The sequence below is a fragment of the Fictibacillus sp. b24 genome (assembly GCF_030348825.1).
In the GTDB taxonomy this organism is placed as follows: domain Bacteria; phylum Bacillota; class Bacilli; order Bacillales; family Fictibacillaceae; genus Fictibacillus.
In genome coordinates this window covers 1444446-1468620 of the sequence record NZ_JAUCES010000005.1, presented here as the reverse complement: position 1 = coordinate 1468620, position 24175 = coordinate 1444446, and the positions used below count along the sequence as shown (strand labels likewise).

At 38.1% G+C, this 24175-nt stretch carries 25 protein-coding genes and 1 riboswitch; of the genes, 5 read left to right on the top strand and 20 right to left on the bottom strand.

Features of this window, described 5'->3' with window-relative positions:
* Positions 1-26 precede the first annotated feature (26 nt).
* The 4 genes from grpE to lepA form a co-directional block, all read right to left on the bottom strand.
* Entirely contained in the window at positions 27-599 is a 573-nt protein-coding gene (gene grpE, locus QUF49_RS07465; protein ID WP_289495070.1) for a nucleotide exchange factor GrpE, read from the bottom strand.
* Positions 600-625: 26 nt separating this feature from the next.
* Positions 626-1651, bottom strand: a complete 1026-nt coding sequence (hrcA, locus tag QUF49_RS07460; protein WP_289495069.1) for a heat-inducible transcriptional repressor HrcA — start codon at positions 1649-1651, stop codon at positions 626-628.
* Between the two features lie 80 nt (positions 1652-1731).
* Positions 1732-2877, bottom strand: coding sequence for a radical SAM family heme chaperone HemW (gene hemW / locus QUF49_RS07455; protein WP_289495068.1), 1146 nt, complete (start codon positions 2875-2877; stop codon positions 1732-1734).
* 73 nt (positions 2878-2950) lie between these two features.
* The gene (gene lepA, locus QUF49_RS07450; protein ID WP_394602900.1) at positions 2951-4786 is read right to left on the bottom strand and encodes a translation elongation factor 4; all 1836 of its coding nucleotides are present in this window, start codon (positions 4784-4786) and stop codon (positions 2951-2953) included.
* A 353-nt stretch (positions 4787-5139) separates the two neighbouring features.
* On the opposite strand from lepA, the gene QUF49_RS07445 reads away from it, so the two are divergent.
* Positions 5140-5274 (top strand): hypothetical protein, encoded by a 135-nt coding sequence (locus QUF49_RS07445; protein ID WP_289495067.1) that lies wholly within the window; start codon positions 5140-5142, stop codon positions 5272-5274.
* 22 nt (positions 5275-5296) lie between these two features.
* Here the strand turns inward: QUF49_RS07445 and QUF49_RS07440 are convergent, their stop codons facing one another.
* Together QUF49_RS07440 and gpr are read right to left on the bottom strand one after the other, a co-directional pair.
* Complete coding sequence (locus QUF49_RS07440; protein ID WP_289495066.1) at positions 5297-5647, bottom strand: DUF3679 domain-containing protein; 351 nt, start codon at positions 5645-5647, stop codon at positions 5297-5299.
* 70 nt (positions 5648-5717) lie between these two features.
* Positions 5718-6827 (bottom strand): GPR endopeptidase, encoded by a 1110-nt coding sequence (gpr, locus tag QUF49_RS07435; protein WP_289495065.1) that lies wholly within the window; start codon positions 6825-6827, stop codon positions 5718-5720.
* A 158-nt stretch (positions 6828-6985) separates the two neighbouring features.
* On the opposite strand from gpr, the gene rpsT reads away from it, so the two are divergent.
* A complete protein-coding gene (gene rpsT, locus QUF49_RS07430; protein ID WP_066237684.1) occupies positions 6986-7252 on the top strand; it encodes a 30S ribosomal protein S20 in 267 nt (88 codons plus the stop codon).
* Positions 7253-7789: 537 nt separating this feature from the next.
* Here the strand turns inward: rpsT and holA are convergent.
* Positions 7790-8815 (bottom strand): DNA polymerase III subunit delta, encoded by a 1026-nt coding sequence (gene holA / locus QUF49_RS07425; RefSeq protein WP_289495064.1) that lies wholly within the window; start codon positions 8813-8815, stop codon positions 7790-7792.
* A 288-nt stretch (positions 8816-9103) separates the two neighbouring features.
* Here holA and QUF49_RS07420 point away from each other — a divergent pair, with 288 nt between their 5' ends.
* Positions 9104-9235 carry a YqzM family protein gene (locus QUF49_RS07420; RefSeq protein WP_082820577.1) on the top strand — a complete coding sequence of 44 codons (132 nt, stop codon included), beginning with the start codon at positions 9104-9106 and terminating at the stop codon, positions 9233-9235.
* 43 nt (positions 9236-9278) lie between these two features.
* On the opposite strand, the gene QUF49_RS07415 is transcribed toward QUF49_RS07420, so the two are convergent.
* The 3 genes from QUF49_RS07415 to QUF49_RS07405 form a co-directional block, all read right to left on the bottom strand.
* Positions 9279-11567, bottom strand: coding sequence for a DNA internalization-related competence protein ComEC/Rec2 (locus tag QUF49_RS07415; protein ID WP_289495063.1), 2289 nt, complete (start codon positions 11565-11567; stop codon positions 9279-9281).
* A complete protein-coding gene (locus tag QUF49_RS07410) occupies positions 11564-12025 on the bottom strand; it encodes a ComE operon protein 2 (protein WP_289495062.1) in 462 nt (153 codons plus the stop codon). Before QUF49_RS07410 ends, QUF49_RS07415 begins: the two co-directional genes overlap by 4 nt.
* Positions 12026-12095: 70 nt before the next feature.
* Entirely contained in the window at positions 12096-12728 is a 633-nt protein-coding gene (locus tag QUF49_RS07405; RefSeq protein ID WP_289495061.1) for a helix-hairpin-helix domain-containing protein, read from the bottom strand.
* A gap of 93 nt (positions 12729-12821) precedes the next feature.
* Here QUF49_RS07405 and comER point away from each other — a divergent pair, with 93 nt between their 5' ends.
* Complete coding sequence (gene comER, locus QUF49_RS07400; RefSeq protein WP_289495060.1) at positions 12822-13658, top strand: late competence protein ComER; 837 nt, start codon at positions 12822-12824, stop codon at positions 13656-13658.
* A gap of 59 nt (positions 13659-13717) precedes the next feature.
* Here comER and QUF49_RS07395 read toward each other — a convergent pair whose 3' ends face one another.
* The 5 genes from QUF49_RS07395 to QUF49_RS07375 form a co-directional block, all read right to left on the bottom strand.
* Positions 13718-14770, bottom strand: coding sequence for a ribonucleotide-diphosphate reductase subunit beta (locus QUF49_RS07395; RefSeq protein WP_289495059.1), 1053 nt, complete (start codon positions 14768-14770; stop codon positions 13718-13720).
* Complete coding sequence (locus QUF49_RS07390) at positions 14760-16991, bottom strand: ribonucleoside-diphosphate reductase subunit alpha (protein ID WP_289495058.1); 2232 nt, start codon at positions 16989-16991, stop codon at positions 14760-14762. The genes QUF49_RS07395 and QUF49_RS07390 overlap by 11 nt, the downstream gene beginning before the upstream one ends.
* 126 nt (positions 16992-17117) lie before the next feature.
* Positions 17118-17323, bottom strand: a riboswitch (cobalamin riboswitch).
* A 66-nt stretch (positions 17324-17389) separates the two neighbouring features.
* Positions 17390-18175, bottom strand: coding sequence for a 3-hydroxybutyrate dehydrogenase (locus QUF49_RS07385; RefSeq protein WP_289495057.1), 786 nt, complete (start codon positions 18173-18175; stop codon positions 17390-17392).
* Positions 18176-18204: 29 nt separating this feature from the next.
* Positions 18205-19599 (bottom strand): GntP family permease, encoded by a 1395-nt coding sequence (locus QUF49_RS07380; RefSeq protein ID WP_289495056.1) that lies wholly within the window; start codon positions 19597-19599, stop codon positions 18205-18207.
* Between the two features lie 315 nt (positions 19600-19914).
* Positions 19915-21282, bottom strand: coding sequence for a sigma-54 interaction domain-containing protein (locus QUF49_RS07375; protein ID WP_289495055.1), 1368 nt, complete (start codon positions 21280-21282; stop codon positions 19915-19917).
* Between the two features lie 175 nt (positions 21283-21457).
* Here QUF49_RS07375 and QUF49_RS07370 point away from each other — a divergent pair, with 175 nt between their 5' ends.
* Positions 21458-21625, top strand: coding sequence for a hypothetical protein (locus tag QUF49_RS07370; RefSeq protein WP_289495054.1), 168 nt, complete (start codon positions 21458-21460; stop codon positions 21623-21625).
* On the opposite strand, the gene QUF49_RS07365 is transcribed toward QUF49_RS07370, so the two are convergent.
* The 5 genes from QUF49_RS07365 to yhbY are packed head-to-tail and all read right to left on the bottom strand — an operon-like array spanning position 21602 to position 24175.
* On the bottom strand, positions 21602-22342 hold the full coding sequence (locus QUF49_RS07365) for a class I SAM-dependent DNA methyltransferase (RefSeq protein ID WP_289495053.1): 741 nt from the start codon (positions 22340-22342) through the stop codon (positions 21602-21604). The genes QUF49_RS07370 and QUF49_RS07365 overlap by 24 nt on opposite strands.
* Entirely contained in the window at positions 22343-22711 is a 369-nt protein-coding gene (rsfS, locus tag QUF49_RS07360) for a ribosome silencing factor (protein WP_066237716.1), read from the bottom strand.
* Positions 22712-22731: 20 nt separating this feature from the next.
* The gene (yqeK, locus tag QUF49_RS07355; RefSeq protein ID WP_289495052.1) at positions 22732-23298 is read right to left on the bottom strand and encodes a bis(5'-nucleosyl)-tetraphosphatase (symmetrical) YqeK; all 567 of its coding nucleotides are present in this window, start codon (positions 23296-23298) and stop codon (positions 22732-22734) included.
* Positions 23285-23869 (bottom strand): nicotinate-nucleotide adenylyltransferase, encoded by a 585-nt coding sequence (locus tag QUF49_RS07350; RefSeq protein ID WP_289495051.1) that lies wholly within the window; start codon positions 23867-23869, stop codon positions 23285-23287. The genes yqeK and QUF49_RS07350 overlap by 14 nt, the downstream gene beginning before the upstream one ends.
* 15 nt (positions 23870-23884) lie before the next feature.
* Positions 23885-24175, bottom strand: a complete 291-nt coding sequence (gene yhbY / locus QUF49_RS07345) for a ribosome assembly RNA-binding protein YhbY (RefSeq protein WP_289495050.1) — start codon at positions 24173-24175, stop codon at positions 23885-23887.

Genomic DNA, 24175 nt, shown 5'->3' with positions numbered 1-24175 from the left:
TTCCCTCCATCATTCATATGTAGTTCTTAAGCGTTTACTTTTACCATTGCTGGTCGAATTACTCGATCTTTTAACAAATAACCTTTTTGCAATTCCTCAATAACCGTGTTGGATTCAAATTCAGAATCCTCTACTTGCATTACAGCTTGGTGCAAGTTCGGGTCAAATGTTTGACCAACTGACGGAATTTCTGTCAATCCCTCTTGTTTCAGAGCATCTGCCAACTGACGATAAACCATTTCCATCCCTTGGATTAGCGTTTTGGTTTGCTCGTTCGTAGCTTCAGTCTTCAAAGCACGCTCAAAGTTATCGAGTGCAGGTAATAACTGTTCTAAAAGACTTTGAGATTTATATTTAAGGCTCGCTGCCTGTTCTTCTCTTGTACGGCGACGGAAATTATCGTAATCCGCTTGCAAACGAAGATTCTTTTGACTAGCTTCCTCAAGTTTTGCTTCTAATTCTGAGATACGTAGCTGTTCTTCACTAAGAGTTTCCTCGGTTGAAGATTCTGCTGATTCTTCAACAACTTCTTCAGTTTCCGCCACTTCTTCATTCACATCTGTCTGTGATTGATCTTGAGTGATATCCTCTTTGTTCATGCTTTCACCTCCCTAAACTAATACAATTAATTAGAAAAACCGTTTAATCGATTTGTCATTTCCTTGGATAACGAATCTAGCAGCGAAATAACTTTCTTGTATTCCATTCTCGTTGGACCGATCAATGAAATGGTTCCTATATGTTTGCCATGCATGGTATAGGAAGCATTTATCACACTGCAGTTTTTCATGGCTTCATGCTCATTCTCTGTACCAATCCGAATTGTTAGACCCTTATCAGTAGAGGAAACAAGCTTTTCCATTAGATCACGCGTTTCCAAAAAGTCGAGAAGCGGTCTAACCTTATCAAGATCACGGAATTCCGGTTGAGAAAGCATGTTTGTTTTCCCGCCATAAAAAAGCTTTTCTTTCTTGCTCCATAATAAAAGCTGATCAAGGAAAACTCCCATGTTTTGATAATCTCGGAGATGTTTTTTAAACACAGTTGAAAGTTCTTTTTGAATACGTGTGTTCAGCTCTATCAATCTAACCCCTGCAAGTCTTTCGTTCAAAATATTAACGAGCTTCTCAAGTTCAGACGGTTCAATTGTTTCAGGCAGAACGATCTGTCTGTTTTCAACATGTCCGGTGTTCGTTACGAAAATAGCAACAGCCATCTGAGACGATATCGGAATGATCTGCATGTGCTTGAGCTTCATGTCTAGGGCGTTAGGCCCTAAAACAACAGATGTATAATTGGTCAAATCTGATAGAATTTTAGCAGATTGATCAAATAACGCTTCTGCCTCCTGAACTTTTTCTGTGAATAAAAGTTCTGAATGTCCAATCTCACTTTCCTTCATGAAAAGAGAAGGTAGAAGGTGATCTACATAAAAACGATAACCTTTTTCAGACGGTATTCTACCAGATGATGTATGGGTTTTTTCTAAGAATCCAAGATCCTCCAAATCCGCAAGTTCATTTCGAATGGTTGCGGGACTGTAGGTAATGTCCTCTCGCTTAGAAATTGTACGGGAACCTACAGGCTCAACATGCTTAATATAGTCATCTATTAAAACACGCAGAATAAAGAGTTGACGTTCCGTTAACATACCATCACCCCATTTGTTAGCACTCTTAAAGAGCGAGTGCTAAATCTATAATATAAGTTACCAAAAGGTACTCTTCGTTGTCAATCTAAAACTACACCAATAAATTCTTGAAAGACTTCGTTGCCTAAAGGTCTTCCATCCTTTGTTAAAAGAAGAGTGTCTTCCCTCTGTTCCAGCCAACCTTTTTGAATGAGTCTTTGAATGGGTTCTTTATAAATATCAAACATGGATCTGCCATAACGATTCATAAACGTCTTATCAGAAACACCTTCTTCTTTACGAAGACCCATGAACATTTCTTCTTCCATCTTTTCAGCTATAGGTACTTGATGTTCTTCGATATAAGGAAAACCTTGTTCCTCGATTAAGTTCATATATTGTTTTAATGGACCCGCATTTCTTCTTCTCGTCCCCTCAACATAACTATGGGCTCCTGCACCAATCCCAAAATATTCGTTATTATTCCAGTATTGGAGATTATGTTTGCTCTCAAACCCAGGAATTGCAAAATTGCTGATCTCATATTGCTTGAATCCTTTTTTATCAAGAGTCTCAATTAAATATTCATACATTGCGGCTTCAAGCTCTTGCTCTGGCAAGACGAGCTTACCTTTTTGGGCTAGATTATAAAATACAGTTTTCTTTTCAATCTGCAATGAATAAGACGATATGTGCGGAACATCAAGTGCCAGTGCCTCGTCTACTGACTTCTTGAACATATCCATCGTTTGTCCTGGCAAACCAAACATCAAATCAATCGACATATTGTGAATTCCTGCAGCTTTAGCTTCAGCAACAGTTGAATACACATCTTCTCTGTTATGTGTCCGACCTAATTTTTTTAACAAAGAGGATTGAAACGCCTGCACGCCGATACTCAGCCTGTTAACCCCATTATCTTTTAAAACTGCGATTTTTTCTTTTGTTGTTTGTTCTGGATTTGCCTCAACTGTGAATTCTTTTAAGTATTTGTTTCCAAACACTTCGTTTACATCATTTAAGAAGGTGTTCAATTGATCTTCACTTAGAGAAGTAGGCGTTCCCCCTCCTACGAAAATCGTCTCCATTTCATAGTTCTTAAACCTGGACGTCGTATTCAGCATCTCTTTTTTCATAGACGCTAAATATTCATCTACTGGCTGCTGATGAATAAAAATCTTATTAAAATCACAATAGTTACAAATTTGAACACAGAATGGGATATGAAGGTATGCCGCTTTAAGCACGATGTTCACCGCCTTTTATTCTCATAAATTAGGAAAGACCGCTAAAATTGCCTTCGCGGTCTTAAAACAGCTTTTATTTGTTGTTGTTTGTATCATCCATACGAAGAACGGCCATAAACGCTTCTTGAGGTACATCTACTCGACCGATTGTCTTCATACGCTTTTTACCTTCTTTTTGTTTATCTAATAGCTTACGTTTACGCGAGATATCCCCGCCGTAACACTTAGCTAAAACGTTCTTTCTTAATGCCTTAATGTTTGAACGAGCGACAATCTTCTGACCAATTGCAGCTTGTATTGGCACTTCAAACTGTTGACGCGGAATCAATTCTTTTAGCTTTTCAACTACTACTTTACCGCGCTCATACGCGAAGTCTTTATGAACAATAACAGACAAGGCATCAATCTTTTCATTGTTCAGCAATATTTCCATCTTAACCAGCTTTGATGGTTTATAACCAATCAACTCATAATCAAGAGATGCGTACCCTTTTGTACTAGATTTTAACTGATCAAAGAAATCATAAACGATCTCAGAAAGCGGAATCTCGTAAAGAACGTTTACGCGATTGTTTTCTAAATAATCCATCGTCATGAAGATGCCGCGTTTCTTTTGGCAGATCTCCATAATTGTCCCAACATAATCGTTAGGTGTCATGATTGAAGCTTTAACATATGGTTCTTCAACGACAGAAATCTTCTGTGCTTCAGGCATATTAGCAGGGTTATCGACGATTATTTTTTCACCGTCCGTCATCGTAACGTTATAAATAACGCTTGGTGCTGTTGCGATAAGGTCAATATTAAATTCACGTTCAATACGTTCTTGAATGATCTCCATATGAAGAAGTCCTAAGAATCCACACCGGAATCCAAATCCAAGGGCTTGAGAAGTCTCAGGCTCATATTGAAGAGCAGAATCATTTAACACAAGTCGTTCTAACGCTTCACGCAGGTCGTTATATTTTGCAGTGTCTACTGGATATAGTCCGCAATATACCATTGGGTTCATCTTTCTATAACCAGGTAGAGGTTCAGATGCGCCTTTAACTGCACTTGTTATCGTATCCCCGACTTGAGTATCCCCAACGTTTTTGATAGAAGCTGTTAAGAAACCAACATCACCAACTGTTAAAAAGTCTTTTTGAACCGCTTTAGGAGTGAATACTCCGAGTTCAAGCACCTCAAACTCTTTTCCAGTTGCCATCATTCTAATTTTATCGCCGACCTTAACTGTACCTTCAGCCACACGAATATACGTTACTACGCCTCTATATGGATCATAAAGGGAGTCAAAGATAAGCGCTTTAAGAGGTCCCTCAGGATCACCTGGAGGAGCTGGTACTTTTGCTACAATCTGTTCTAGAATATCTTGAATACCAATACCTGCTTTCGCTGAAGCAAGTACTGCTTCTGAAGCATCCAGTCCGATAACATCTTCAATCTCTTGGCGTACTCTTTCTGGCTCAGCACTCGGAAGATCGATCTTGTTGATAACTGGCAAGATCTCAAGATCATTCTCAAGAGCCAAGTATACGTTTGCTAACGTTTGCGCTTCAATACCCTGAGCGGCATCTACAATAAGCAAAGCTCCCTCACAAGCTGCTAAGCTTCTAGAAACCTCGTATGTAAAGTCTACGTGTCCCGGGGTATCAATCAAGTGGAACGTATAAATCTCACCATCTTTTGCTTTATATTGAAGCTGAACGGCATTTAATTTAATCGTAATTCCACGTTCACGTTCTAGATCCATTGAGTCTAACAACTGTTCTTTCATCTCACGCTGTGTTAGAGCACTTGTTTCTTCCAAAATTCTGTCAGCTAATGTAGATTTCCCATGGTCAATATGAGCAATGATGGAAAAGTTTCGTATCTTAGCTTGTCTTTTTAATTTTTCTTCTCTATTCATTATACGTTCACTCCTACAATTTTAGGAAAAGTCACTAGCTTTGATTATAGCAATACAAGGTACCTGTTTCAATGACAACCTAATAAAATTACAATAAGCACCTCTTCGGATACCAAAATATATTTAAAAACTCGTAAGGAAATAGAACGAATAAGTCTCTCTGGGCATCAAACAAAACGCTCTTTTCTAAAAGATTGTTGCTTTCAAATGTAGTCTTCTATGATTGTTGATTGGAGTGCAAGGTGCGTGCCTACTACCTGAAAAGCTTCTAAGCAAGGCATGCGACGAGGAAGCTCACCTCGGTAGCATTTGCTTGTAGACGCAGGAGCAAGGATATTTCTTAAAACGGGCAGGTGAGACACTTAAGAGTGAAACGTACAAATGTGGCTCACCGCCTGCCCCGCGGAAAGGGAGCAGCCTGGAACGGAAATCAATCACTTTCAAAAGCAACAAAGTTTGCAAAAACTGCAAAAAAAAGGAACCCCTAAAGGAGAGAATCCTTCATGGTTCTTATGGCGAAAAGACTGCTAACATCTCCTGTATGATGATACCGAAAACAGAGATCATGACACTAAAAGCTGAAGAAATCCATGATGTAAGATTTTGACCCAGTGCAGAAAACACATTAAAAGAATCAATTTTATTTAACGTTTCTTGTTTTGTTTTAATATCATGACTCGTTACGGTCTCAGCTTCTGTTGTTTTAGATTGATTTTGTGATGTTGATGATAAAGATTTAATACTCTTTAGAGATGGCGTCTTTAATTCATCCATTTCAAAATGCGCTTTTTGAATACCAAATAAGACCCCAAATAAAAGTATAATTACCAGTCCGAAACACTTTAACATAAATTTTGCCATGATTTTTCCTCCACGTGGGGATATACAATTTAAATTTATGCACAAGCTTGTCCAAACATGACTATAAAACTTAATGTGTATAGGATGATGTGTTCCCTTGATCGATTCCACCGTGAAGAGCGGTGTTTAATCCATTGGCAAGAACGTTCGCCATATCTTCTATAAACACATCCACTTCCTTTGGCGTAACCATTAAATTATGTCCAAGTGGTGCTAAAACTTCACGAATCAACCGAAGCTTTTCGTCGTCCTCTAACACGCCGACAATACCTAAAAACGATTTACGGTGACCTTCTTCAGGCATGTCATCATCGGTTAATACTTTCTTTTCTCCAAACGTCATACCAGCAGGCAAAAGAGATTTGGAAGGTTTGTCTTTCTCGTTCATCTCCCGCCCGAAGTGTTTTAAGATAAAATCAATCGTATCACTTGTAATGGTTGCTGCATCAACAACGGTTGGGATACCTATAGATATAACCGGAATACCTAGTGTTTCTTTGCTCAGTTCTTTACGTTTGTTGCCAACGCCTGAACCCGGATGAATCCCAGTATTAGAAACTTGAATCGTAGCGTTTACCCTCTCAATTGATCGTGATGCTAAAGCATCGATTGCGATTACAAAATCAGGGTTCACCCTTTTTACGATGCCATCAATAATATCGCTTGTTTCAATTCCTGTAATACCCATTACTCCCGGAGAGATCGCACATACGGGTCTGAATCCTTCTTCAACGTTTTCAGGAGCTAATTCAAAAAGGTGCTTCGTGATTGTTAAGTTTTCAACAACAAGAGGACCTAGTGAGTCTGGTGTTACATTCCAGTTGCCTAGACCCACGACTAAGCAAGTATCATCTTTTTTTACACCTTGTTCATTTAAAAACTGATTAAAATCGTGTGCAAAAACTTCTTGAACTCTTTCTTGGAGCTTTGAATCTTTTTCACGAATTCCTTGAACTTCAAAAGTTATATATACCCCCGCTTTTTTACCTGTTGTTTCTGCACCCTTTTCATCGATTTCAACTCGTACACACTTGATACCATCTCTGTCTTTTTCATGTATAATGACGCCCTCAAGAGTACTCTTATTAACGGCCGCATCTTCTTTTACCAGCATATCGTGAGCTTCAATCGCCAAATCAGTTCGAACTGAATAGGCTTGTAGATCTAAATCTTTACCCATAATCTACCACCATCCTTTATCATGTATTTTTGCCGCAACTCTTCCTTTTCATTCTTGTATTGCATTTAAAGGGCGATTTTGATAGAATACTTTGTGTCCTATTTTTTGCAACGGAAAGTAATTTTGTTGCTCATGGTTCATTTAGGGAGGTGAATGGATTGGCTAATATTAAATCAGCGATTAAACGTGTAAAAACGAACGAAAAGCGTCGTGCTCACAACGCTTCACTTAAGTCTGGCATGCGTACTGCTATCAAAAACTTTGAAGTGCTAGCAGCTTCAAACAATGCAGAAGGTGCTCAAGCAGCTTTTGTTACTGCTTCTAAGAAGATTGACAAAGCAGCAAACAAAGGACTTATCCACAAAAATGCAGCTTCTCGCCAAAAGTCTCGTCTTGCTAAGGCTTTAAACGGTGTTAACGCATAAATTGAAGGATGAAACCCGAAAAACGGCCTTACACCAATAGGTCGTTTTTTTATTTTGCCTAAAAATCATTTAATTTTTGAGCCAGCTCTAACCTGATATGAGCTGGTTTTTGTCTGACTTTAGGCAGAAAGTACAAAAGACCCCTTTTCATCTGATGAAAAGGGGTCTCCCTACATAGAAAAGGCTGGCATTTACGTTTAGTATAATGGCAGTCTTTAATTAGCATTTCGGGCAAGGGCGAATTTGTGAGGCGTTGTTTTGTTTGTCGATTGTCGAAAAGCCTATAAAAAGTTTTGAGGGACTATAAAATTTGTGGAGGGCCTATAAAGTTTTTTGAGGGCCTATAAAATAATTTGAAGGACTATAACACTTTTTAAGGGCCCATAAATTAATTTTACGGCTTTTAAAAGTTGCTCAAGGTCCATGCCCGTAGCTAATTTTAGGCACCATCCGTGCCTTACATATGATCATTGTGCAAAAGAATGTGGCTCTTTATTCAGATTTAGAGCCTTACGTGGAATTGTAGCTTCTAGCGTCTTATGAACCTTGTGAAAGTTTTACAATCTCCATTTCCAGTAAAAGCGTCTTATCCATCTGACCTGTTTTTAATTTATAATCCGTTTCCGCAAATTCATTCAGACAGTTCCTTAGAAATTCTTCATGAAATCGATTAGCATGCTTTGAAGCCAACTTTACTGCGTAAGGATGCAATTTTAGGGAAGAAGCAATCTGTTTCTCGCCATATCCTTTCTTTTGCAGCTCTTTTACTCCGTTAATCATTCGAAATTGCCTCGTAATTAATGCGTGAATCTGTATGGGCTCCTGATTCTGTTTCATAAGATCATAAAAACTTCTTAGCGCTTGTTCTGTCTTTTTATGAACAACGTGATCCACAAGCCCAAACACATCATCTTCAAGTGTTCTAGCAACTAATGAATCCACTGTTTCCTTTGTAATAACCCCATTCTCACCTACAAAGAGAGCCATTTTCTCCATCTCTTTTGCCAATACTGCCATATGTGTACCCAGTCTTGAAAGAAGAAGCTGAATGGCTTCACCATCGATTGAAACCCCTAAATTCACCGTCTCTTTTTGTAGCCATTTTTCTGCAGTATCATTGCTAAGCTGGGAAACTTGAATGACTTCTGCTTGTGTTTTTAGCTGTTTGACGATCTTTTTGCGTTCATCCAGCTTTTCATAGGGTACTGCAATAATTAAAATTGTATAATCAGCAGGGTTTTGTATGTAATGTTCAAATACTTTATAGTCGTGTTCTATTTTTGTCTTTTCTTTGGCAGCAGTTAAAAATGCAGCATTTTTCATGACTACAACTCGACGGTCTCCTAAAAAAGGCATCGTCTCTGCATCTTCAATCACTTCCTGAACGGAGATCTCATCCAGGTTATGTACGCTCAAGTTAAAGTCCTTCTCGTCAGGAGACAAGAGGCTTGTTATGGTTTGGATAGCATCTTCTGCTAAATAAAGCTCTGTTCCCCAAATGAGATAGATCGGAGACATCTCTTTATTTTTAATTCTCTTTTTTAATGATTCAACTGTTAGCACCTTTTTCACCTCTCCTTATAATCCTATGGTGAACTAACGGCATTTGCAAGCAAAAGAAGGAACAGAGCAATATGCCTGTTCCTTCATTTATGATAAACACTAACACCTAAACGAGCCTATCGTTTACGGTTAGCTTTAATTAGGATATCCTATGCATTTTTATATTATTGGTGACAACGAATCTCATCTCTGGTAAGTTTTTGATAAAAGGAATAAAAGAAAGCATTTTCAGTATGGATTTTTCAAAAATGATAACGTATACTAAAAATGGATTAGGAGGGTTGTCACATGAACCATTTTGAGAAAGATGTACAGAGCAAGCGTAACGACCTTATAGATTCCGGCATGGGCTTTGTCGTATCATTTGGATTCTTCACAGTTATTTTCGCCATCGGAGTCATTCTAAAAGCAATTGCATAATACATAAAAAAGGACCGAATCGCGAATTGCATTCGGTCCTTTTTTATTGTGATGTTCTTATTTCCAAACTCTCTTTTCCTACTTCAAATGATATATCACCATGTTGGTCCGTTCGGTAGATCTCGATTCTTTCGTGTTTCAACCGTTCTACAACCTCATGAGCAGGATGGCCATAGATATTATTTTTCCCCGCCGAGATAATCGCATATTGCGGTGATAGTTTTTTTAGAAAGTCATCAGTAGACGAAGTCGCACTTCCATGGTGGCCGATTTTGAGAACGTCTGCATGCAGATCATTAAAATTGTACATGATTTCAGCTTCTCCTTCTTTTTCAAGATCACCTGTAAAAAGGAAACGCTGATTAAAAAGATTAACCCATAAAACAATAGAGCCGTTGTTAGAGGAGTAAGGACTGGAACCCGGATGCAATACGTAAAAGAAAGTCTGATCGGTTCCCCATTGCATACCTTTACTTAACCTGATTAGTTCGATATCTTTCGCTTGAGCAGCTATCTGAATCGTTTCTTCTAGCTCATTATCACTTTGATTAACCGGCAAATAAACAGTGTTAACTTTGAAATTTTCTAGTAAAAATGTTGCCCCGCCAGCATGATCCATATCTCCATGGCTAATGATCATCCCGTCTATTTCCCTTATTCCCTTAGCTTTTAAGAAAGGAAGTACAACTTCTTTCGTAACATCATACTCTTCTTCTCGTTTTTCCCAGTCCTCTTTATCAAAAGAAATTGTTCCGCCTGTATCAATTAAATAGACAGCTTTTCTATAAGGTAATTCTATTAAAATACTGTCTCCTTGACCAACGTTTAAAAAGGTTACAGTCGCCTTTGAATTGAAATAAGGGATAAAGGTGTGTATCAAAATTATAAGCAAAAAGGGTATGGCTAATTGTAATTGAAATCGCTTATTTACCTCCCATTTATAAAAAAAATAAAATATAGATATAAAATAAAATACAAATAACCACGTAGCTGGACGACCAAGAACGATACTTCCTTTTAATGATTGAGCATAAGTAAGGAGGGTTACTGAAAATTCGAAGACAAATTCAATGAAAAATGAAACGTGTGAAATTACCCCAGGTACACTAAAAGCAAGAACAAGCGCAACAAAAGAAATAGGGAACAGCACTAAAGATACAAATGGTATGTAGATCATGTTAAAAGGTATAGACCATATTGAAAACTCGTAAAAATGATAGAGAATGATAGGAAAAGAAAATAAAGAACACATAAAAGATGTCATGATCAGCAAACTGATGTAGGATCTGCCTTGGAATAATGAGATTGAGGTAATTAAGACGAAGGTCATTAAAAAGGAAAGCTGAAACCCTAGTTCAAAGCTATAAGAGGGATGATATACCAGCATTCCTATGCAAACACCTGACAGAAGAGTCGCTGGGCTAACCTTTTTTCTGAACATCATGACCAGCATCACAATTATCCCCATCAAACCAGCTCGAAGGATAGAACTCTCTCCTCCGGTTAATACAATGTAAACCGGCAAGAAAAAAATGATGATTAAGTAGGCGAATTCTTTCACAATACCCACTCGTACAAAGAAGAAATATAAAATAAATGAAACGATACCAACATTAAATCCTGATACAGCTAAAAGATGTGTCAAGCCCAGCCTCTGATAGGCTTGAAGAGTTCCTGATTCTATGCCATCCCTATAGCCAAAAAGAAGTGCATTCATTAGACCGGCCGTGTTTTTTGAAAATTGACTTTCGATTTGTTGAATCGCCCTGCTTCTCAATAATTTTATCTTATCTTGAAAATCTAGCTTATTCTTCATCTGACAATAATCAAGATTAAAATCCCTAGTCTCAAGGATCCAATAAATATCCTTATTTTTTAAGTACTCGGGATAATTCATTCCGTAAAAATGACTTTTTTGTTCAGGTTCTTTCAGGTTTCCTTTTAGCATGCATGTCATATTAATTTCTAGATTGCTCAGTTGTACTTTTTCAATTGAAGATTTCATTTTGTGTTGAACAACTATAGTTTCGTTGTTTGTTTCATAATAAAAACGGAGCATCTTTCCGTCAATTTTGGGGATGGTGCTGATTTGACCAGTAAATATCATTTGATCATGAGGTATTTTAGATTTGCTGTGCTTCAAATCATATTGAGAATAAATAAAAAAGAGTGGGAGGAAACAGAGGATAAGAAGGGATTTTCTTTTAATCTGAATAACTATTACGATAACCAGAAAAGCAGTACCTGCAATTCCGGTTACCGTTTGATATTTCGAAAGCCAAATTCCACATAGCGCAACAAGTGCACTTAAGACGGCGTATCGAGGATTCATGCTTCGTTCGTGATAAAGGCTGCAGGAGGGGTTTTCATTTCAACTTTTTCTACAATCACACCCGCTTCTTTAAACTGTTCAATGCTGTACGGATGGTTTTTGTAATCTTCACCATAATAGATCTTTTTTATACCGCTTTGGATAATAGATCTGCAGCAATGCAAACAAGGAAAATGGGTTACATACATCTCAGCACCTTCAGTCGGCACTCCGAACTTTGCGCATTGCAAAAGAGCGTTCATTTCAGCATGTATCGTCCTTACACAGTGGCCATCAATAACGTAACAACCTTCGTCAATACAGTGCACTCCACCTGAGATAGAACCGTTATATCCACCCGCGATAATCCGTTTATCTCTAACAATTGTTGCGCCCACCGCTAGCCTCGTACAGGTACTCCGCAGAGCAAGCAACTGACTTTGTGCCATATAATATTCATTCCAGGAAATTCGCTGCAACACCAACCGCCTCCTCTATTTTGTATAACACTAGTGTAGACCCCGTTATTTATAGGGTCAATAAAAACCATTACTGAAAACTGATTTTATCTTTCCATTGTTCGATCGTCTTTTCTCCAATACCCCTAACTTCCATTAATTGTTCTATTGAAGTAAATGGTCCATGTTCTTCTCGATATGTGATGATACTTTGTGCTTTGGCAGGACCTACGCCGTTTAACGTCTGCAGCAAGGCTTCATCAGCAGAATTAATGTTTATTAAACCGCTAGTTTGAGACCCATTGCTTCCTTCTTCCCTCTGAACTTCATATTCCTCTCCTTTTGAAGCAACATAAACAATCATCTCATCAGATATTTTCATAGCCTGATTAACGGAACGAAGCTCTGCTTGCTCTTGGAAACCGCCCGCCTTTTGAATAGCATGCATCACGCGGTCTCCATCTCTCATTTTATATACACCAGGATTCTTAACACTTCCTTGAACATCGACCATAATATCTTGTACTTCTTTATTCTCATCTATTTCCTCTTGCTTAGGCGTGTCAGAAATCTTTATTTCGGGTTCATTATGTGCAGGTATTTGAGATGTTATCGGAATATTTTCCTCGCTTTTGAAATAATTGAATAAAGATAAACTTATTACGAGTAGAAAGACGATACCTATGCCAATGATTCCATTCAGATGTTCTTTAATTTTCTCCATTATTTCACCTACTTAGATAAGCTTGAACTACGCAAAAATCATATTCAAAACATCGTGTGCATAGATTTTAAGGTAGAGGAAGGAGGTTCAGGTATGAAGGTTGGAATTATCGGAACCGGAAATATGGGAAGCGTTCTTGCTTCTTCTTTTATCGAATCTTCAGCCGTTTCACCATCTAGGCTGATGGTTACTAACCGCACCCTGTCGAAAGCGGAGAGGCTGCAGAACGCCTATCCTAAAATGAGAATCGGAAAAACACCTGAAGAAGTTTTTCGTTTTGCTGAAATTGTATTTATCTGTGTAAAACCACATGAATTTTATTCGCTGCTGTCTACCAACAAAAACAATATTTCTAAACATCAGTTAGTCGTGTCGATCACAAGTCCTATTTCCTGTGAACAGCTTGAAGATGTAGTAGAATGCAATGTTGCCAGAGCCATCCCGAGCATCAATAACCGAGCATTATCCGGATCATCTCTCCTATCTTTCGGAAAAAATTGTCACTCTGATTATAGGGAGAAACTCCTTTCATTGATGGCCTATATTTCTACGCCGCTTGTTATTGATGAGAATATAACTCGGATCTCCTCGGATATCGCTAGCTGCGGTCCTGCATTTATAGGCTACGTCCTGCAATGTTTCATTAACTCTGCGGTTAATCAAACAGACATAACAAAAGCTCAAGCAACTCAGCTTGCTAGCGACATGATCATCGGCATGGGAAAATTACTAGAAAAAGATATTTACACATTGCCTACACTCATACAGAAAGTGTGTGTAAAGGGTGGTATTACAGGAGAAGGAATAAAGATTTTAAGCAACGAGGTTGACGAAGTGTTTGATCATGTTATTAAACGGACACATGAAAAATACTATGAAGAGTGTGAAAAAGTGAGTCAGCAGTTTGAAGTGAAGGAAGAACTCAAATAAGGTTTATTGTTATTATAAACAATCAAATGGAAAAAAGCCGGAATGAATTTCCCGGCTTTTTATAGTTCATCAAACCCATTTTCATCAGATACCTTAGTGTATTGTCTCGATTTCTGCTCAAAAAAATCACTTTTTCCAGCATTCACATCAGAGTATGCTTTAATCCAAGAAAGAGGGTTTTTATTATGCTGTGGATATATCTTTTCAAACCCGAGCTCATTTAGACGTTTATTTGCCATAAACTTAATATACGCTTCTAAATCAGAAGCATGGATGCCATCGAACGAATTCCCAATAATATAATTGCTCCACTTAATTTCCAGCTCAGCAGCTTTTTTGAAAGTACTCTTAGCAAACACCTCAAGTTCTTCGTCTTTCAAGTGCGGATATTCAGCTAAGACTGCTTTAAATACTTGGCAGAATAAATAAACGTGCAGCTGTTCATCTCTATTAATATAGTTAATCATCGTTGAAGTAGAGACCATCTTTTGATTTCTAGCTAGATTATAGAAAAAACTGAATCCCGAATAAAAATTTAATCCTTCTAAAATCACATCGTAAATAATAGACTTTAAAAATGTTTCAGGGCTGGGGTGATGAAGAAACTCCTCATAGCCTTGCACAATAAAATCGTTGCGTTCTCTTAGAACAGCGTCTGTCTTCCAATACTCGAATATTTCATCTTGCTTCGCCTTAGGAACCAAAGAAGACAATACGTATGAATACGACTGATTATGAATGACTTCTTGAAAGGATAGAGTCGCCATGAGTGCAGCTAGACTCGAATCTGTTAAAAAGGCTGCTACTCTGCTTGAATAATCGGTTTGTACACTATCTAAAAAAGCTAACAATCCAATAATTTTATTAAAGGTATCTTGCTCTTTTTCAGATAGATTTACATATTGTTTGCTGTCGCTAGACATATTGATCTCAAAAGGCGTCCAAAAATTAGATAACATATTTTTATACAGCGGATATGCCCATTTGTATCTGACGTCGTCCCAGTTCAGTATATTAGAGCTTCTTCCATTGATAATACCCGTAGAAGCGTTAGGCGCTTCCACATCATAGATTTTTCTCTTCTGCAGATGTTCGGCAGCTTTAACTTTCACAGCTTTCACATCCTTCCAGCTCAATTGATGTAGATCTCGTATAATAGGTAGTCTTCAACCCTTTTTGGAAGCTCAACATGTGCAGATGAAGCAGCTCTTTCGCTTTTATATTGTGATTAACATAAAGGTTAAACGAAATGGATTGATCCACATGTCTTTGTCTTACAGCATTCTGCTCGATACTCCAAGTTTGATCAATAAGAAAAGCAGATTTATAGAACCACGTTGTCTCAGTACTCAGATCGGGTGCTGTTACTGGAATCTTATAATTCTTTTTTTCTTCTGAATAAAACTTTTTAAAGATCGGATCAACACTAGGCGTTGAATTTGCAATAATTGACGTAGAAGAATTTGGAGCAACAGCAATAAGATATCCATTTCTTAAGCCGTGCATTCTTACTCTTTCTTTTAAGCACTTCCACTCTTCAGAAGAATACCCTCGCTTTAAAAAATAGTCTCCATTCGCCCAGTCTGACCCATCAAATGCGGGATACTTTCCTTTTTCTTTTGCGAGCTCACAACTAGCACTTATTACATAGTAATTGATTATTTCATAAAGTTTGTCTGCATAAGATACTGCTTCATCACTTTCCCATTTGATCCCCTCTTTTGCAAGAAGATGATGCCATCCGAATGTTCCTACCCCTATCGCTCTGTATTTTTGATTAGTAAGCATTGCTTGAGGAACATCAATACGGTTAAGATCGATCACATTATCGAGCATTCTGATCTGAATATCAATTACTCTTTTTAACACATTATCTTGAATTACCTTAGCGAGAGAAAGCGACGATAAGTTACATACCACAAAATCTCCTGGTGTTTTTCTGATAATAATTTCTCCATCTTCAGTCTCTTCAGAAGAAACGACGGTTGCGGACATGTTTTGCATAATCTCTGTACACAGGTTAGAAGCATAGATCATTCCTAGATGAGGATTGGGATTTAAACGGTTTACCGTATCGCGATAAAACATAAAAGGAGTTCCCGTCTCTAGCTGAGATTTCATGATACGTTTCATGATTTCAATTGCCGGTACACATTTTTTAGAAAGTCTATCGTCTTCAAGACACTCCGTATATTTTTCTCTGAAGCTTCCCAAGCCCTTTGTTTCGTCAAAGAAATCCTCCAATGAGTATCCCTTTACCTTTCTTATTTCATGGGGATCAAACAGATGCCACTCTCCCCGTTTCTCAACTTGTTCCATGAATAGATCCGGAAGACATACTCCTGTAAACAGGTCATGTGTTCTCATTCGCTCATCACCATTATTTAACTTTGCATCTAAAAATTCTAAAATATCTTTATGCCATATATCTAGGTAAACGGCAATCGCTCCTTGCCTTTGTCCTAGTTGATCAACAGAAACTGCAGTATTGTTTAACTGCTTCATCCATGGGATAACACCTGATGAATTGCCTTTAAATCCTTTAATATCTGAGCCTCTCGCACGAATCTTACCAAGATAGATTCCTAGTCCTCCACCGCCTTTAGAGACGGTTGCTGCATCGGTATTCGAATCAAAAATCCCTCTAAGACTGTCGTCGATCGTATCAATAAAGCATGAGCTAAGCTGGCCAAAACTTTTACCTGCATTAGCTAGGGTCGGGGTTGCGACCGTCATATATAAATTAGAAAGTGCCCAATAAGCTTCTTTCACTTGTTGAAGCCTATTCGTTTTATCCTCGTCTCTCATTAAATACAAGGCAATCAGCATCCACCGTTCTTGAGGCAGTTCATAAATCTCATTATCAAACCCTTTTGCCAAATATCGGTCAGCCAGCGTTTTCAACCCTATGTATGTAAAAAGCTTATCTTTAGCTGGATCTATCATTTTTTCAGCTTCTTCAATTTCTTGCTCATTATAAGAGGTTAGGATCGTATAATCGTAGATATTCAAGCCCACTAATTTTTGAATTAATCCACACAGATTTGAATAGGGGGGATTCTCTAATTCTCCTCTGTTACGTCTTACTTCTTCATATAGCTGCTTCAAATAAATCTGTGCCGCTACAAACGTCCAATCAGGTTCTTCTGCAGTTAAACCATTTAATGCTTCCATCACTAATTGTCTGTATAGAGATGCAGAATCGTTTGTCTCAGTTTCACTTTCTAGTTTTTCAGCTCTTTCTAAAAATGCCTTCGCTTCTATTCCTGGGAAATTCTCGACACATTCTCTTAACCACTCCCCGAGTAAAGAGTTTGCAGCTGTCATTTTCATTGTTCAAACACTCCTTAAATCATAATAAAAACCCCCTTCCATCAGGAAGAGGGTGAAAGAAACGTGTGATTGCTGCAAGAATACCTTTATACAGTCACTGTTCTTTCTCCCAATCCCCGAGGAAAAGAAAATAGGAGTATTTCAGGCAGGTCTACTGGCTTTTGCTTCTTCCTACTTTGGGCCTTCCCATACAGCAGCCATAATACTTATAGCTAATCTGTACAGTGGCTATTCCATTTCGTCCACAATTACAGTTGCGGGGACAGCTTCGGTTTCTCACCGAATTCCCTTTTAAGCCGGAAACTTCCGGCACCTGAATTCTCCATATATAGGTTTGTATCATTACTCTGACACTAAATATAGTAAATGTCAATTAAATCTATAAAATTATTATTTTTTTATTGAGCCACATAACCGCCATCAATCACAATAGCCTGCCCTGTAACACCCTTTGCATTTTCACTAGAAAGAAACAGGGTATAATCGGCAATTTCTTGAACATCAAGCAAGCGTTTTTGAGGAACAAGCGGGTAGATCACTTCTTCCAAAACTTTTTCAAGTTCAACGTTTCTAGTTTTCGCTAGATCCTCAAGCTGTCCTCTTACAAGGGGTGTATCTACATATCCAGGACAAACAGCATTAACAGTAATACCATGTGGTGCACCTTCTAAAGCTGCTACTTTAGTTAATCCGATTACTCCATGCTTTGCACTATTATAAGCGGATTTTCCAGCAAAACCGACTAATCCATTTATTGATGCCATGTTGATTATGCGTCCGAACCCTTGTTTTTTCATGATCGGAAACACATGTTTTGTAGCAATAAAAGGAGCAGTAAGCATTACAGAAATCAACTGCTGAAACTTTTCAGTAGGAAACTCTTCTAGTGGTGATACGTATTGTAATCCAGCGTTGTTGATCAGGATATCAATCCGATTATAATGTTGATGAGCTTGATCCAATGCGTTTGTTATGTCTTCCTCTTTTGTAACATTGCACCCTAGCCCGATAGCATCATGACCATCACGTACCAAAACTTCAGCTGACTCTTTTGCCTTCTCATTATTAAGGTCACTGATTACGACCTTTGCACCTTGTTCGGCAAACGCTTTAGCTAATTGCAGCCCGATCCCGCTTGCAGCTCCAGTAATAAAAACAACTTTTTTTTCTACGAAGGATCTCATGTATGACTACTCCTTTTCTTTCATAATTCTTATACGATACCAAGACCATAGTAAAGTCCAATAATGACAAATACAGCTACTGTTTTAATAATTGTCATTGCGAAAATATCAATATAAGCCTGTTTATGAGTTAATCCTGTAACAGCTAACAGTGTAATTACGGCTCCATTGTGAGGAAGAGTATCCATCCCGCCGCTCGCCATAGAAGCAACACGGTGAAGGACTTCTGGATCAATGCCTAATTTATTCGCTTGTGCGATATATGTTTCACTCATTGTTGCGAGCGCTATACTCATACCGCCTGAGGCTGATCCTGTAATCCCAGCTAAAGTTGTAGTAGTAACTGCTTCATTTATTAACGGATCTTTAATTGTATTTGACATGGCTGTATTCACTGCCGTAAAACCTGGAAGTGCTGCGATTACTCCCCCAAACCCATACTCTGATGCTGTATTTAGAGTGGCAAGCAAAGCACCGCCGATCGATAAGTTGATACCTTTATTAAAGTTGTTTTTAATTCTTTTAAATGAGAACAGAAGTACCGTAATGATACCAATGATCAATGCACCTTCAACTGCCCAAACTGCAGCAAGTGTCGGAATCTGGATCGCGGGTACATTCTTCATACCAATGGCAGAAAAGTCAAAAGTTGTTCCGTAATACTTAGGAATAAGAACCGTGAACCATTTGTTGAAGACTCCTACCAAAATGAGTGGAAGGATCGCAATAAATGCGTTCGGAAGGTTTTCAGACTCAATTTTTTCAGGCTCGTTGCTGTGACCCGTCCCATAGCCTTCTCCCTTTGCTGCCGCTTGTCTTCGTCTCCATTCCAAGTAAACCATACCAATAATAAAGACAAACATTCCCCCAATAAAGCCAAGCCACGGCGCTGCCCAAGTTGTCGTTCCAAAGAATGACGTTGGGATGATATTCTGAATCTGAGGACTGCCTGGAAAAGCATCCATCGTAAAAGTAAAAGCACCTAACGCGATGGTTCCAGGTATGAGTCTTTTTGGAATATTTGCCAGTCTAAAGAGTTCTGCTGCGAACGGATAAAGAGCAAAAGCAACTACGAATAATGATACGCCTCCGTATGTTAGAATGGCTCCAACGAGCACAATAGCAAGCATCGCTCGCGATGGTCCGATCAGTTTAATAACAAACTGCGTAATGGATTTTGCAAACCCTGACATCTCAATAACCTTTCCGAATATTGCTCCTAATAAGAAGACTGGAAAGTATAGCTTAATGAATCCAACCATCTTCTCCATAAAAACCCCAGAGAAAAACGGAAGTACATGTCCTGGTTCTGTTAGCAGCACAGCAAAAAGTGCTGCAATCGGTGCAAATAAGATAACACTAAATCCTCTATACGCTACAAACATTAAGAAAAATAATGCCAATAAAATAATAATAATATCCATTTCTATTCCCCCATTTCTTACGTTCTCGTATACTTTGAAGCGCTTTCATTTTACTGTGGCATCAGCACCTTTCCGTATAAACTACACCCCGTAATGTAATGCAAGTTCCATGCCAACTTGAAAATTCCTTTATTCAGGTCACAATAAAGAATTTTTTCCGAAAAAGCGGAACATTAAGCTAATAAAGTTTCTTGCAAAAATAAATATTGCTATAAAGAATGTTTTCAAAGCTACTAATCTATTCATTTTATTAACATTATGAATAATTCCGAAAAAACGGAAAGTGATTCCGTTTTTCCGGAAGATGAGTGCGAATTAACGAATATTGTACTTTTTGATTTTATCGTACAAATTTGTCTTCCCTATACCTAGTTGTTTAGCAACTCCCTTAATATCACCATTCATCTTCTCTAGATAATAAGAGATAACGTTCCTTTCTGTTTCTTGCACATGTTCTTTAAGTGTCATTACCGTTTTATGTACACCTAATTTTTCTTTTAGAAAATCCGGAAAAGAATCAATCGTCAATCGATCACTCAGTGTAAGCTGAATAGCTGCTTCTACAAAATTTTTAAGTTCTCTAGCATTTCCAGGCCATTCATATTCTAGAAAAGCTTCTTTAACATCATCATCAATACTGAGGATTCTTTTACCTGTCACTTTGCAATTCATAACTATAAAATTTTCTGCCAAGGGCCAAATATCTTCTTTTCGTTCACGAAGTGGAGGTACCTTAATCTGCAGTACATTAATACGATAGAATAGATCTTCCCGAAATTTGTTTTCCATAATTAGCTTTTCAAGAGGACGGTTTGTGGCTGCGATCACTCTAACGTTTACCTTCTGAGTATGTACAGCACCAACAGGCTCTACCTCTTTCTCTTGAAGTACACGTAGCAGCTTGATCTGCATACTTTGAGGGAGATCACCAATTTCATCTAAAAATAATGTTCCTCCATCTGCAACCTGAAACTTTCCTAATTTCCCTCCTTTTTTTGCTCCCGTAAAAGCGCCTTCTGAATAACCGAATAATTCCGACTCAAATAAATGCTCAGGTACCGCGCCACAATTGAGCTTTATGAACGGTTTTGCACTTCTTTCGCTTAACTGATGAATGCTATGGGCCAGTAATTCCTTACCCGTTCCGCTTTCACCCCGAATCAATACAGATAAATCACCACTAGCAATGTTTTTTACATGTTTTTTTATTTTTTCAACTTCAGCAGATGTTCCAGCAAAATCATTTAATGTATAAGATGCTCCATTGATTTCTTCCCACTCATTTTTATAAAAATTCAGCTCATGAAGCAAAGCTTTAATATGAGAGTTCATCTTTTTCCATTGTTCAGTGTCTCTAAAGATCACTGTTCCGACTGCGCCTATTATTTTCCCCTCATTAAAGATGGGAATTCTATTAGCAATCATGTAGTTGCCTCGAATGAATTGCAGATCAGCAATTTCTACCTTACCCTGTAAAACCGCTTTGTCCATTCTTGTATTTTCAATAACATTTGTTACATGTTTGCCAATAACTTCTTGAGGATCCTCACCTAAGAACTTACAATATGTCTTATTCATATAACGGACGATGCCTTCATGATCAACGACTACAATCCATTCGTAAGCGCTATCAATAATCGTCTCTAAAATGTTGTTTTTAAATAACGGATCTTGAACTAGCAAAATATCCACCCTATTTCTGTAAGAAACTAATACTCTTTAATGGTATTGTAACGTTTCCTACAATAAAAGACAGCACATAGGCTGTCTTTTTAAACTTTTATCTTTTTAGCAGTTTTTAAAAGATTGCTACTTTTGAGGCATTCATCTTCATTGACAAGTTGATTGTAGTGGAAGGATGCGAGACTCCTGGGGGATTAGTGGGACAGGTGAGACTCCTAAAAGTGCAAAGCGCTTAGGAGGCTCTCCGCACCCCCCGGAAAGCGAACATCCTGGAACGGAAACAACCACTTTCAAGAGCAACAAGAATTGTGAAAACAGCCTACCCTTTCCTTGCAACGAATAAAATACGTTCACTTTCATCTGATGGATCTTCATGTTTAAAATCAGCTGAAACATTTAATAGGTCGTAGCCGCATTCTAGTAACCATTTTGTATAATCTTCTACTGAGAATGTTCGCTGCATATGAAGTTCGTCATATCGATCATACTTGGTTCCGTTTTGAATAAAAAAGGATAAATCATGTTCCACACTATTTTCATATTCACCTTGATAGCACTGCCATATGTAAGAGAGCTTCTCTTCGTTACTTCCGAAGGTTTGTCCTATAAAGATTTCGTTGATCTTATGTATAGAATGAACATCGAACAGCAGAAGTCCTCCAGCTGTAAGATGATTTCCTGCTGAAAGAAAGGTACGTTTTACATCTTCTTCTGTTAAAATGTAGTTAAGCGAATCACATAGTATCGTCACACAGTCGAAGGAGCCTAATCCTTCTAAATCCCTCATATCCTGTTGAAAGAGAGCGATTGAAACTTTTTCAGCTTCTGCTTTTTCTCTAGCGACCATTAGCATGTCTGATGAAAGATCCACTCCAGTTACATTAAAGCCCTCTTTTGCTAAGAGTATAGTCAATGAGCCGGTTCCGCAGCCTATGTCTAAAAAACGTGATCCATCCTTAAGATACTTTGATACAGACGCTTTGACAAAAGAAAGCCAATCCGAATAAGGAGCATCCTCCATTAATTCATCATAAAGGTATGCAAATTGCTGGTAGCTCATTTATAAGTTCTGTTGAGGGGCAAGGATAGCATCTACATCAACTTTGTTAGCATCTCCCCAAAGTTTTTCTAAATTATAGTAACTGCGGTCATCACGATGAAATACATGAACGACGATATTAGCTAAGTCAATCAATACCCAGCGAGCATGATCGTAGCCTTCCATGCGGCGAATTTGAATATCATTTTCTAAAGCAACATCCTTCAGTTCCTTAGAAATAGCCTGAACTTGTTTTTCTGAATTACCGTGACAGATAACAAAGTAATCCGCAACCAGTGAGATTCCTTCCATATCCAAAACAGCTATGTTTTCTGCTCTCTTATCATCTGCCGTTCTGACTACCAATTCCATAAGTTCTTTTACGTTCATCCAGTGCACTCCTCCTAAAATTATTGTTTGATTTCTTGAAGCAATCCGTTATACGTTTCAAACGTGAGTGGGTAGATTTTTTGATTCTGTTTCATTAAAAATCCAATCGTATTCTTAACTGCCATTAAACAGGCCTGATTCAAATTTACCTGCGCCAGCTCTCTAACAGCTTCAACGCCGGGAAATTGACGGTTAGGTTCAATATAATCAGCTAGAAAAATCACTTTTTCGAGTATTGTCATATTTTCTTTACCCGTTGTATGATAATAAATCGCATTTAAGATTTCCGGATCTGCAATTCCTACTTCTTTTTTAACTAAAAATGCGCCAACTGGTGCATGCAATACTTCACTGCCATATAGAAGAAGTTCTTGAGGAAGTCCCTCATTTCGAACGATCTCTCTCATTTCATCCTTTGGACGGAATTTAGCGTAATCATGAAAGATCGCAGCAGTTTCAGCTTTCTTTGGGTCCGCGCCAAATTTATTCGCTAAAAGGATACTCGTTTCTTCTACTCCTAACGTATGAATAAAGCGGTGGTCAGTAAGCTGCTTCTTAACAATTTCAAGTGCTTCAGTTCGTTCCATAAAGATGGTTCTCCTTAACATATTTCCATACCTCATCCGAGACATAATAGCGGATGTTCCCCCCAGATCTTGATCTTGAACGTATGAAAGAAGAAGAGATCTCAATAATAGGTATTTCTACATGTTTTACCGAATACCTTTCCCAATGTTGGTCAATGGGGTATCCTGCACGTCCGACACCTGCAAATTGAACAAGATTTTTTAATTCATCAATTTCATGCCAGCTGCTTAACGAATGAACCATATCTCCACCCATAATGAAAGTGAATTTTATATGCGGATATTTATGGGTGAGAATTCGTATCGTATCAATAGTATATGAAGGACCACTTCTCTCAAACTCAAGTAAAGAAAGGGAAAATTGATTATTGTTACCAATTGCTCTTCTTACCATTTCAATACGCTGATCATCTGGTACTTCGACGTCTTTCTCTTTGTGAGGTGGTTTAGATGAAGGCATCCACCACACTTCATCTAAATTCAACTGTACCAATGCTTCTTCGGCAATGAGCAAGTGTCCGATGTGCGGCGGATTGAAAGTTCCACCAAAAAGTCCGATCTGCTTTTCCATTCTTTTTTTCACTCCTTAAGGGAGTTCAATGCGTTTCTGATTAACGGATTCTTTGTATAGCACGATTGTACTGCCGATTACTTGTACCAATTGAGCCTTAGATCCACTAGATAATTCTGATGCTACTGTATCTTTATCTTCATCACAGTTTTGCAAAACACTTACTTTAATTAACTCTCTAGCTTCTAATGCTTCTTCTACTTGCTTGACTAAATTTGAATTTACCCCACCTTTACCAACTTGAAAAATGGGTTGAATATGATGGGCCTTGGAACGCAAAAAGCGTTTTTGTTTACCTGTAAGCAT

Coding starts and splice junctions, on each gene's coding strand:
- grpE (WP_289495070.1), bottom strand. CDS start 599: ATGAACAAAGAGGATATCACTCAAGATCAATCACAGACAGATGTGAAT.
- hrcA (WP_289495069.1), bottom strand. CDS start 1,651: ATGTTAACGGAACGTCAACTCTTTATTCTGCGTGTTTTAATAGATGAC.
- lepA (WP_394602900.1), bottom strand. CDS start 4,786: ATGAATAGAGAAGAAAAATTAAAAAGACAAGCTAAGATACGAAACTTT.
- QUF49_RS07440 (WP_289495066.1), bottom strand. CDS start 5,647: ATGGCAAAATTTATGTTAAAGTGTTTCGGACTGGTAATTATACTTTTA.
- gpr (WP_289495065.1), bottom strand. CDS start 6,827: ATGGGTAAAGATTTAGATCTACAAGCCTATTCAGTTCGAACTGATTTG.
- QUF49_RS07420 (WP_082820577.1), top strand. CDS start 9,104: ATGAACCATTTTGAGAAAGATGTACAGAGCAAGCGTAACGACCTTATA.
- QUF49_RS07415 (WP_289495063.1), bottom strand. CDS start 11,567: ATGAATCCTCGATACGCCGTCTTAAGTGCACTTGTTGCGCTATGTGGA.
- QUF49_RS07405 (WP_289495061.1), bottom strand. CDS start 12,728: ATGGAGAAAATTAAAGAACATCTGAATGGAATCATTGGCATAGGTATC.
- comER (WP_289495060.1), top strand. CDS start 12,822: ATGAAGGTTGGAATTATCGGAACCGGAAATATGGGAAGCGTTCTTGCT.
- QUF49_RS07390 (WP_289495058.1), bottom strand. CDS start 16,991: ATGAAAATGACAGCTGCAAACTCTTTACTCGGGGAGTGGTTAAGAGAA.
- QUF49_RS07385 (WP_289495057.1), bottom strand. CDS start 18,175: ATGAGATCCTTCGTAGAAAAAAAAGTTGTTTTTATTACTGGAGCTGCA.
- QUF49_RS07380 (WP_289495056.1), bottom strand. CDS start 19,599: ATGGATATTATTATTATTTTATTGGCATTATTTTTCTTAATGTTTGTA.
- QUF49_RS07370 (WP_289495054.1), top strand. CDS start 21,458: ATGCGAGACTCCTGGGGGATTAGTGGGACAGGTGAGACTCCTAAAAGT.
- QUF49_RS07365 (WP_289495053.1), bottom strand. CDS start 22,342: ATGAGCTACCAGCAATTTGCATACCTTTATGATGAATTAATGGAGGAT.
- rsfS (WP_066237716.1), bottom strand. CDS start 22,711: ATGAACGTAAAAGAACTTATGGAATTGGTAGTCAGAACGGCAGATGAT.
- yqeK (WP_289495052.1), bottom strand. CDS start 23,298: ATGGAACGAACTGAAGCACTTGAAATTGTTAAGAAGCAGCTTACTGAC.
- QUF49_RS07350 (WP_289495051.1), bottom strand. CDS start 23,869: ATGGAAAAGCAGATCGGACTTTTTGGTGGAACTTTCAATCCGCCGCAC.
- yhbY (WP_289495050.1), bottom strand. CDS start 24,175: ATGCTTACAGGTAAACAAAAACGCTTTTTGCGTTCCAAGGCCCATCAT.